This is a genomic window from Acinetobacter sp. PC34, assembly GCF_051789135.1.
Taxonomy (GTDB): Bacteria; Pseudomonadota; Gammaproteobacteria; order Pseudomonadales; family Moraxellaceae; genus Acinetobacter; species Acinetobacter johnsonii.
This window is the reverse complement of sequence record NZ_CP196664.1, coordinates 1,273,754-1,284,524: the sequence shown is the minus strand read 5'-3', so window position 1 is coordinate 1,284,524 and position 10,771 is coordinate 1,273,754. Positions and strand designations below refer to the sequence as shown.

The 10,771-nt window shown below is 41.4% G+C and carries 9 protein-coding genes; 2 read left to right on the top strand and 7 right to left on the bottom strand.

The genetic code is table 11. The annotated features are described in order from the left end of the window. Positions 1-17 precede the first annotated feature (17 nt). Positions 18-2,771 (bottom strand): autotransporter assembly complex protein TamA, encoded by a 2,754-nt coding sequence (locus tag ACSC9N_RS06265; RefSeq protein WP_094148161.1) that lies wholly within the window; start codon positions 2,769-2,771, stop codon positions 18-20. Between the two features lie 176 nt (positions 2,772-2,947). Between ACSC9N_RS06265 and ACSC9N_RS06260 the strand changes: the two genes are divergently transcribed. Next, entirely contained in the window at positions 2,948-4,267 is a 1,320-nt protein-coding gene (locus tag ACSC9N_RS06260; protein WP_094148160.1) for an MFS transporter, read from the top strand. A gap of 4 nt (positions 4,268-4,271) precedes the next feature. Continuing rightward, a complete protein-coding gene (gene coq7 / locus ACSC9N_RS06255; RefSeq protein WP_094148159.1) occupies positions 4,272-4,907 on the top strand; it encodes a 2-polyprenyl-3-methyl-6-methoxy-1,4-benzoquinone monooxygenase in 636 nt (211 codons plus the stop codon). A gap of 68 nt (positions 4,908-4,975) precedes the next feature. On the opposite strand, the gene ACSC9N_RS06250 is transcribed toward coq7, so the two are convergent. The 6 genes from ACSC9N_RS06250 to ACSC9N_RS06225 all read right to left on the bottom strand — a co-directional run bounded on the left by ACSC9N_RS06250 (position 4,976) and on the right by ACSC9N_RS06225 (position 10,569). Further along, positions 4,976-5,413 carry a hypothetical protein gene (locus tag ACSC9N_RS06250; protein ID WP_094148206.1) on the bottom strand — a complete coding sequence of 146 codons (438 nt, stop codon included), beginning with the start codon at positions 5,411-5,413 and terminating at the stop codon, positions 4,976-4,978. Between the two features lie 163 nt (positions 5,414-5,576). After that, positions 5,577-6,020, bottom strand: a complete 444-nt coding sequence (locus tag ACSC9N_RS06245; protein ID WP_062033036.1) for a 2-amino-4-hydroxy-6-hydroxymethyldihydropteridine diphosphokinase — start codon at positions 6,018-6,020, stop codon at positions 5,577-5,579. Next, positions 5,977-6,357 (bottom strand): dihydroneopterin aldolase, encoded by a 381-nt coding sequence (folB, locus tag ACSC9N_RS06240; RefSeq protein ID WP_005400706.1) that lies wholly within the window; start codon positions 6,355-6,357, stop codon positions 5,977-5,979. Before folB ends, ACSC9N_RS06245 begins: the two co-directional genes overlap by 44 nt. A gap of 143 nt (positions 6,358-6,500) precedes the next feature. Next, complete coding sequence (locus ACSC9N_RS06235; RefSeq protein ID WP_005400705.1) at positions 6,501-7,799, bottom strand: ABC1 kinase family protein; 1,299 nt, start codon at positions 7,797-7,799, stop codon at positions 6,501-6,503. 57 nt (positions 7,800-7,856) lie between these two features. Continuing rightward, positions 7,857-8,627 carry a HesA/MoeB/ThiF family protein gene (locus ACSC9N_RS06230; RefSeq protein WP_010327017.1) on the bottom strand — a complete coding sequence of 257 codons (771 nt, stop codon included), beginning with the start codon at positions 8,625-8,627 and terminating at the stop codon, positions 7,857-7,859. Positions 8,628-8,922: 295 nt separating this feature from the next. After that, the gene (locus tag ACSC9N_RS06225) at positions 8,923-10,569 is read right to left on the bottom strand and encodes an AMP-binding protein (protein WP_010327018.1); all 1,647 of its coding nucleotides are present in this window, start codon (positions 10,567-10,569) and stop codon (positions 8,923-8,925) included. Positions 10,570-10,771: the final 202 nt, after the last annotated feature.

Here is a 10,771-nt window from a genome sequence, read left to right as displayed (position 1 = left end):
CCAAAAAGTGTTAAATTTTATAATAATGAGCCAATAAAGAAATGCACACGTATCGGATGACTATCATCAGAAATTCCTGAAGCTACATCTATACGAATCGGGCCTATCGGCGATGCCCAGCGCACACCAAGACCGACACTGTATTCGGTGTCATTGCTAAAATCTGTATCATAAGCATTACCAAAGTCGCTGAATACTGCCGCACGCCAGCCTTCTTTAAATTGGTAATTGTATTCCATGGAGCCAACAGCCAAGGCCTGACCACCCACTTTAAAACCATCGACCACAGGTGACAAACTCTTGTAGTCAAAACCACGAATGCCTTGGTCTCCACCCGTGAAATAACGTAAGTTATAAGGAACTTTATTAAAGTCTTCAGTAAAGATATAACCGAGATCACCACGTCCGACAAACTGATGGTTGTCATTTTCACCCAATGAATAGATAAAGCGCCAACCCGCATTTACGATGGCCATATCTGCATCTGAAAGTAGGCTTTCGCTTCCAAGTTCAATTTTATAAGTTTGTTTAATTCCCTTACTTGGGTTTACACGTTTATCGCTATCGATTCTAGAAATTTCATAACCCAATAAAAGCGACTCTTGCTCAGGGTCATTATTTGCAATAAATGCATCCGGCAAATCATCTACATTCGCTGAACCCTTTTGCGTCAATCGATCTAAACGGTAACGTACACCATAAGTATGTTGCCAATTTCCCATTGGGTTTTTAATAACACGATCAGCCCCGGCAACAGCAGACTCCGTGAGTAAGTTTACGCCTTGTCCGATGTCATCTCGTTCTTCACGCTCATAGCCACCTACGAGACTGATATAATCATTTAGTGGATGCTTATAGGGAATATTATAGCGACCATCAATAGCCTGTCGAATTTCTGAAAGTTCTAAGTTGGCATCAAAAGAGTGACCACGTTGATTCACAATCGCACGGCGATACTGTGTACGTAAGCGTGCACCTGAGTCACTACCATAACCAGCACCGACTTCTACACTATTTAACTGGTCCGCGTTTAAAGTGACTTTGACAGGGATCACTTTTGTTTCTCGAGCTTCAAGTTTTAAACGTTCTTCTTCACTTTTTTTGGTTTCTTGTGCGCTGCGAAGCTCTAATTGTGCTTGATTTTGCTCGGCATCATTGACACCAGCAAACTGTGCTTCACTTACCACAGACTGCGTCACTTCACGGCTTGAAACAACTTCCTGTTTTTCTTGAACCAGAACATCCTGACGAGAAAGTTGTTGGTCATCGACCAACTGCTGTAAATCAGGGGGTAACTCACGAACCCTTTCTACAGGATCAGGTCGAACAGCATCTACCAAGCTGTAGTTAAAGTAACGTGAGTTGGTCAAATTATTAGCCAAACCATTAACACGCCAAAAAGTATAATCCGCCCCAGGCTCCCAAGTCACTAAACTTTGTAAAACATCTAAATCAATAGGCAGTGGTTTGCTTGGGTCGCTCATCACAAACTCAACACCGCCGAGTTTATAACGTTCACCTGTTTCATAACGTAAGTTAATGTCTGCCGTATTTTGCGGCTGTTCAACTTTCACATCATGTAAACGCCAGTAACTATCAAAGAAACCATTATTGCTAGCAGCTTCATTAATTCGTGCTTTGGTCGACTCATATAAACCATGGTGTAATACATCACCGACATCTTGCTCTGGTAAGACTTTAATCACTTGGAACTGCGGTAAGTACTGACCTGCACCACTAAACTCGATGTTTTGTTCTTCAATCCGCACAGGGTTATTCGGTACCACTTGAATGCGCACACGATTACTGCTGGTTTTTTCAAACTTAAACTCAGCATTATAAAACCCGACGGCTTGAGCAGCTTGGTTGGAAAGTGTCCGCAACTGTGGCAGTGCTGAAGGAAAGTCTTCAAAAGATTCTTCAGTAAAGCTCGAAACCTTGCCTTCAATATTTTCTTTTAAATTGACCAAAGCAGCCTGATACGCTTTATTGGATATCTCGCCTTCATATTTCGCATTGATGATTTCAACATCTGCATTGATTCGCGGCACTTTTGCAGTATCTAATGCTCTTGGTGGTCGAATTTTATAAAGCATGCGCTTAAAGAAATTGGGTTCTTTGGCAATTTGCTCTTCAGCACTCATGCCAAAATCTAAGGTATTCCCTTCAGTGTTGGCTTCTACTGAAATTTTACTGTCTGCTTGAATGCTTTGCATCAGTTGATCAACATTGACTGGAGCTTGATTAATTTCCGCCATTTCCTGTTGAGTTGCATCGCTTAGCACCAACTCTGTCGTTTGACCACTTCGGTAAGCTTGAGCTTCTGCTTTCGCTTGCTCAGCCACCTGATAAATATCATTGGCCATGCCTTGATCAACTTGTACAGTTGGCAAGTCCTCAAGATCATCAAACTCAATCGGTGCAAATTCAGGTAAATTTTTTAAAGCCGTCTGTTGCTGTTGCAACATTTGCATACTGTCTGGAACCGTGGGCTGAACTACAGAATTTTCAACTTTTTTTAATTCGTCCGCGCTACCCATACCTTGACGAATCGCTTCTTTTTTAATGTCTTCAGTGAATTCTGTAGAATTTTGTGGCTCGACTTGTACGTTACTTGGTTCAATCGCAACGGGGGTTTCAGCCAAAGCCGCTTGTGACAAAAGCGTTAAAAAGATACTCAGACACAAATATTTATTGTTATGATGCCACGGTATGAAAGAATTCATACTCAATGAAAGAGTCGACTTTTTAAATTGTGTTTTGGCAAGCATAGAAAACTCTAAATTTATTTAATCGTTATGGATTTGCTCTAATGAATTGTCACAAAAGAACTGAAATCTATTGATTATTTTACCCAATTTCAGGTTTTAAATATCTTACATGATTTTATTGAACGTTTGAGCAATTAGTCACATTTCTTAATAAAACTTAATACAGCGCAAAAAGCATGAAAAACAATGAACATCTATTAAGTACCCGTCGTTTTCTTCCCATGTTTATTACCCAATTTTTTGGTGCTTTAAACGACAATGTCTATAAACAAGCTTTGCTTTTAGTCATTACTTATGGATGGATTAATCAACAAGCTGCAGATGTAAGTACCTTAAATAATTTAGCCGCACTGTTATTTATTTTGCCTTACTTCATTTTTTCTGCAACCGCAGGACAAATTGCCGATAAGTTTGAGCGCTCACAACTTATTCGTGGCATCAAAGTTCTAGAAATTGTGATTATGCTCATCGGTTCCGCGGGTTTCTTGTTGGGCAATTTATGGCTACTGCTCTTGGCTCTATTTATGATGGGCACACACTCCACCTTCTTTGGCCCCATTAAATACGCCATTTTACCTGAGATTCTAAAACCGAATGAACTCATGTCAGGTAATGCACTATTTCAGTCGGGTACCTCCATTGCTATTTTAATCGGGATGATTTTGGGTGGCGCAGTCATTTCGGTTTCTCAAGGCAATCTTATTTGGATCAGCCTGACTGTCGTTATCATTGCCATTTTGGGTTATCTCTCCAGCCGATTTATCTTAAAACAGCAAGTCAGCTCACCCGACTTAAAAATTGATTGGAATTTCTTTAGAACCAGTTTTCAAACACTCAAATATGCCAAAAGCCTCCCCCTCATCTTTATGATTTTACTGGGGAATTCGTGGTATTGGTTTTACGGTGCAACCTATCTCACCCAAATTCCACAGCTGACTCAACAAAACTTACATGCATCAGAAAATGTCGTCAGTCTTTTACTCACGTTCTTTTCTGTCGGGATTGGGGTCGGCTCACTGCTATGTCGTAGAATTGGTGGCTCTGAAGTGAATATTAAAATGGTGCCAATCGGTGCGATTGGACTCACCCTATTTGCCTTTTACTTGGCTTTGAGTCTAGCTTTTGTACCTGAACGTACAGGCGCGATGATGAATGTTGCGGATATGTTTAACCACGGTGCAATTTACTACCATGTCATGCTTGCGGTGACCTTGCTCGGCATCAGTGGCGGTTTTTATATTGTGCCGCTATACGCCATGATGCAAGCCTATTCACCGCGTTCACACCGTGCACGTGTGGTTGCCGCAAACAATATATTAAATGCGGTGTTTATGGTGTCTTCTGCTATATTTTCGATTATCATTTTAAGTGTTTTGAAGATTGATATTAAAATACTTTTCAGCATTACTGCTGTATTAAGTGCGGGCTTTACGCTGTGGTTGTTATATCGACTCAAACCCATGCTAAAAACTGTACAACCTGAGTTAGAGGACTAAAGTTATGCGTCATTACACTGGCATCGATAAATTTATCAATTCTTTTGATCAAGCCCTGCGTAGCTTAGTTCCGGGCACAACGTCTGCTCAACGTGAAAACCCAGGCAAGGCGGTCGAAACCCGACTCGCCGTGAGTGAAGCGCGTCATGTTGCAGGTTTAATGCGGGTCAACCATAGTGGTGAAGTGTGCGCGCAAGCGCTTTATCATGGGCAAGCTTTAACAGCAAAACTGCCAAATGTACGCCGTGAAATGGAACAAGCTGCGATTGAAGAACAAGACCATCTTGCATGGTGTGAAGACCGCTTAAAAGAGCTAGACAGCCATACCAGTCTGCTCAATCCAATTTGGTACGGCTTATCCTTTGGTATGGGTGCAATTGCAGGCATTGCAGGTGATAAATATAGCTTAGGTTTTGTTGCAGAAACTGAACGCCAAGTGAGCCTACATTTACAGCATCACATCAGCCAACTCCCAGCTCAAGATGACCGTTCACGTAATATCCTTGTGCAAATGAATGAAGATGAATTACACCACCGTGATACAGCACTGAATGCTGGCGGTGTCGATTTACCGATTCCTGTCAAAATCACCATGACGGCTATTTCAAAACTCATGACCAAGACCAGTTATTTTATTTAAACAAACATGATGTAGCCCAATAAAAAAGCAGTGGAATAACCACTGCTTTTTTATTTACTCCAATTTGCTTATTCCGCTGCTATCGGCAGTAATAAGGTATTACCCGCTTGCTTTAAATTCGCCGTATATTTTGACGCCAGTGATGGGTTAGATGGATAGCTTTTCCCATTGTACTTCAGTATGACCTGTCCTAAACCACGGGTATAAACCGACAAATCACGCCAACCTTGGGTTTGGGTACTTAAGGCATAAATCGGTGTAGATGACACAGTCATTTTGCTATGCGGTTGAAAACTTCCATTTGCAAGACCTTTAAAGACCAACAACGTACAGCCACCTGAACCACACCACTCCATCCCACTTAACAACACCACGGCATCATCGATACCATCTTGATTTAAATCATATAGGCTAGTTTGATAATCCGATTGATCTTGGGTATAGGCATGAACAGCTAGTTTTAACCCTTGTTTTTCAGTCGTTTGAGATACACTCGTTATATCCATAGCAGGTGTCGCTGTCGTTTTGGACGGAGTTGAATGACAGCCCGCTAAAAACACTGCTAAAGAAAGAGCACTCAAAATTTGTATTTTCATGAAAATAGCTCTCTGCGAATTATATTTTATAAGTATGTTAAGCCAGTTCAAGTGTCAATCACACTTCGATATGTTACTTGGCTTCCAAGCAGCTCACCGTTGGAAATGCATGTGTTTGATGCTGAAATGCAGCATCCTTCCACACATCAAACATTGGAATTTTAACGTCTAAAGCTAAAGGTAATTTTTTGGGATTGAACTGCATATGTTCTAAGTCACTCCCCCATGCAATCAAATCGACATCTAGTGAAATCTGATGCGATGGGCGAATACGCCCAGATGTGGCTTCCATATTTTTCAGCAATACCGAAATATCGGCAACCGACAAAGACGATTTCAGCAAACAGGCTGCATTCCAATAATCTGCCCCAACCCCATCGCGGCATGGAATTAAATAAATATTCGAAAAATGTAGTTGCCCAATTTTAGCAAGTTGCTCAGAGGCATATAAAAAATGTTGCTTGGGATTATTATTACTCGCCAGAGCTAGGGCGAAAATTGTTTCGGTGGCGTTCAAGACGAATTCCTACAGAATTTGCTTGCGCGATAATGGCAGGCTTACGGATGGTAATATTAATCGATTCAATCGCATGAAAGGTAGAAAAAAGTGCGTTGATGACCAATTTTGCCGCATGTTCAATCAGCTCAGGCTTAGCATCTTGAATGACCTTTGCTGCAATTTCACAAATTTCAGCATAATTTAAGGTATGGTCTAAGTCATCTGAGTTTGAAGCTTGTTCCAAATCTGTTTGAATAATCATATCCAACATTAAAGGCTGAATAATCTGACGTTCCCAGTTAAAACAGCCAACCACTGTTTCAACTTTTAAGCCTTCAATGATAATTGCGTCCACATTATTACCTTTAACAGATTTTGACTTTTAATCCCTGCCTTGCGAAACCATGTTTCTCACCGCTTAAACAGGAAAGCGTTTTTCAGTCCCTCTTTTAAAAGAAGGACTGAAAGGTTTTTTTGGTGAGTGTGCTTCCAAAGAACTTAGTTTTTTAACAACACATTTGGATCCATAGTTTGCACCATTTGCAAACGCTGGTCAGCATAGATGTCGGTATACGGTGCAAGGATGCGCATGAAACGATCGAAATACAGCATCTGTTTAAATAACAGGGCAAAATCACGTGGGAAGCGAATACCGTGACGCTCACCTACTGCAACCATATCCATCATGATGTCATTCAAATCTGCTGGATTTGAACTCAGCAATTCTTGCGGATCTGCCAACAACACACCACTAAATAAACGCTCAAGATCTGCGGCCAACACCTGAGTATCAATCTGCACTGCGGTCATGCCCATTTTCAGCATGTTTTCCGCCATGAGTGCATAATCCGTTTTTTGTAAGGCATCCATAAAGGCGATACAAGCTGTCCATACTTCAGGTTTCAACTGTCCCACAATGCCGAAATCAATAAAACCCACACGACCATCATCAAGCAGCATTAGGTTTCCAGCATGTAAGTCAGCATGGAAGCTATTACACATCATTAGACTACCAAACCATGTATTCATGGCAGTTATCAGGACTTGTGAAGGATCTTTACAGCGCTTTTTAACCACTTCAAAATCAGTTAATGGCACGCCGTAAAGACGCTGCATGGTGAGCACACGGCGAGTCGAATATTGATGATAAACTTTAGGTGCCATCGCCTTATGGTTTTGCGTGATATTGAGATAGTTCACAAAGTCATCCAGATTACTGGCTTCTTCAATAAAATCGACTTCTCGAACCATGCGGGTTTTAATTTCTTCCACAATGTCTGCAAGCGATGCAAATTTGACTTTAGGCACTGCTTTTTCTAAAACCTTGGTTGCCCAGTGCAAAACATTTAAGTCGGTATAGAGAATGGTTTCTACACCCGGCTTTTGTACTTTAATCACTACATCTTCACCCGTCACCAGCTTTGCAGCATGGACTTGGGCAATAGACGCTGAAGCTAAAGGTGTTTCATCAATCGATGCAAAAATCTCAGACAGGTTTCGGCCTTCAAACTCAGACGCCAAAACCCCCTGTACATAACTAAACGGTAAAGATGGAGTTTGGTCTAAACAGCCCTGAAACTCTTCAACATATTCACGTGGAAAAAGTGAAGGTGTACTCGCAATAAACTGACCCAACTTGATATAGGTTGAGCCCAGAGACTCAAAGGTTTCACGCATCAATTTGGCATTACTTGGTTTTTCAGTGGCGTACTTAATACCCGCACGCGCTGCAATGACTGCTGTTTCCCCAACGCGGGCAACAGAACGCAGTCCATCTAAAAAGATATTGTTTTTCATAATATCGGTCAAAAATAAATTGTATTGAGTGTATCAAAGAATGAAAAAATTGTAGGCTTATCTTGCCTGACAAACGGGACAATCTGTATCTTTTTCGAAAGCAAGCAAACGTTGTTTCATACTTAAGCCATCCCAAAGTAACAAGCGTTGTTTGAGTGCAGTCACATTTAAACCCAAATATAAAAGTGTATGATGCGCTTGAAGACTGGCCATTACATTTGGGGTGGTAGCTAAAACGCCCGAATCTGCACAGCGTAGGCTTTCATTCGCATGTTCTTCTTTCGGGAACAGACATTCATAACAAGCAGACTCACCTTCCACCATAAACAGTTGCCCTTGAAAACCAATGGCAGATGCACTGATGAGTGGAACATTGCTCACTTTACACTGCTGATTGACCAAATACCGTGTCGTAAAATTATCACAACCATCAAGGACTAAGTCTTGACCTGCAATTAAACTGGCTGCATTGGCTGTATCAAGTTTTACAGTATGCGTATGGACTTGAATATAGGGATTGATCTGCTTTAAACGCTGGGCCAAAACCTCTGCTTTATAGAAACCGACATTGTTTTCTACATAGGCAATCTGTCTTTGTAGATTGCTTACTTCGATCGTATCTGCATCAATCAGAGTGATTTTCCCTACGCCAGCACGTGCCAGTAACTCCGCAGTCAAACAACCGATGCCTCCACAACCCACAATGAGGACGTTGGCCAACTTGAGTTTTTCTTGTGCCTCTATATCCCATCCGTCCAATAAAATTTGGCGGCTATAGAGATGCATTTCAGCATTACTGAGTTCTAGACTTTCATCTAACTCGTCCATGATTCAGCCTTTTGCTAAAGAAAATGTTGATGGCGAATTATACCCATGAAACCAAGGTTAGCTATGCACAAATTCAATAAATGCTATGTGCTTTAGATGACTCAACTTTATCATTTTTAAGTAATGGAGATTGAATCATACTAGTTGCCTATTTTAATTTACTTAGGCTATTTATATCTCTAGCTATATTTCGAGCGGTGTTCCACAAATCACATACCACTATAAACGGTTAAAAGAAAAAGCCAGTCTATTTAGAACTGACTGGCTTTTTCTTTAAGACCCTTTTATTTGTAAATTAAATGGCAGCTTGTAAAGTTTGCATCTTTGCCACTTCTTGCTGTTTCAGCAAATTACGTTGAATTTTTCCACTCGACGTTTTTGGCAAGCTTTCAACAAACTCAATTTCTTTCGGATACGCATGTTTAGATAAACGTGAACGCACATAGGCTTGGAGTTTGCTATCCAACTCTTTAGAGGCTTGGTACTGTGGCTTTAGTACCACAAAAGCTTTCACCACTTCAGTGCGCTCTGGATCAGGCTTACCAATCACAGCTGACTCGAGTACTTCCGCACACTCAAGTAAGGTACTTTCGACATCAAAAGGCCCGACTCGATAGCCTGACGTTGTAATGACATCGTCAGCACGACCTATAAAGTCGATACCTCCAATTTCATTCAGCTTGACCGTATCACCTGTTAAATAATACTGCCCCACAAAGGACTTACGATTATTGCCACCATAGCCCTTAAACCATGTCAGTGGTGACTGTCTAAAGTCTATCGCCAACGTTCCAATTTCGCCGTACTTCACTTCTTGGTGGTTCGCATCAAGTACAGCAAAGCGGTGTCCGGGGTTAGCAAAGCCTGCCGAGCCGACTTTTTTCTCATGCTCCAGTGCATGATGGTTGGCAATCACCATGCCCAACTCAGTTTGTCCATATTGGTCATAAATGTTGACATTCAGATCATTATTGAACCAATGAATCACTTCTGGGGTCAAAGGCTCACCCGCACTACTAACAGCACGTAGGTGGGTTTTAATGGAAGGATCAAACTTTTCTTTAAAACCAAAGAACATCCGAAAAGCTGTAGGCGAACCTGTTAAATTACTGATGCGATACTTTTTAATGACTTCAACCGCATGATCGACGCTAAATGCGCGCTCATCCATAATGATGCTATGCCCCAAGCTGAGCGGTCCTGTAATGCCATAGTACAACCCATAAGCCCAACCCGGATCAGCTAAATTCCAAAATGAATCGTCTTCTCTTAAATCGACTGCATGTTGCATATAGCCCTTAAAAGCCAAAACTGCTTTTAAAGGAACAGGCACGGATTTCGCCAAACCGGTGGTGCCTGAGGTAAACATCATCAGGAAATCATCATCAAAGCTACGTAAAACAGCTTCACATTGATCGGAATGTTGTTCTGCTTCCTGCCAAAAATCAGCTTCATTGCTAGTTAAGTTTGTTCCTGCATTCACAGTCAGGATATGTTTGACTTCAACATGATTTAGCTTTGGACGTTGCTCTGCATTGGTTACAATCAATTTGGTGTTTGCAGTTAACACTCGATGTTCAATCGCCTTCGACTCAAAAGCAGTAAACAAAGGCTGATAAATCGCACCGATCCGCCATGTGGCTAAAATCGTAATCAACAGCTCAGGCGTACGCGGTAACAGCCCTGCGATACAGTCACCCACTTGAATCCCACTACTTTTAAAATAATTTGCCAACTGAGCTGAGGCAACATCGAGCTGTTCAAAACTCCATTGCTCTGACTCGCCATTTTTTCCTTCCCAAATGAGTGCTGTTTTTTGCAGCCCGACATAGCGCTGACAGCACTCAATATAAGCATTCACTGCATTGGGTTGGCCTACCAGTTGTTCTTGAACCAGTTGATCATAGTTAAATTCTTGATGGGCTTGTTCTAATGTCTTCATCACGACAACCTCGCATTATCCATTTTTTAAGACCAAATCCACTTTGGCCGTCCATATTCTTTATCGTTTTAAGCATTGAACTGACCTCATTGTCAGTCCCATATTATTTGAAAACTTAGAGCGGTTCAGTTGCTCTATTTAATGACTGTACTTAACCGCTGTACCTAGATAACCATGTTTTAAATGCGCCTACAATTTCCAA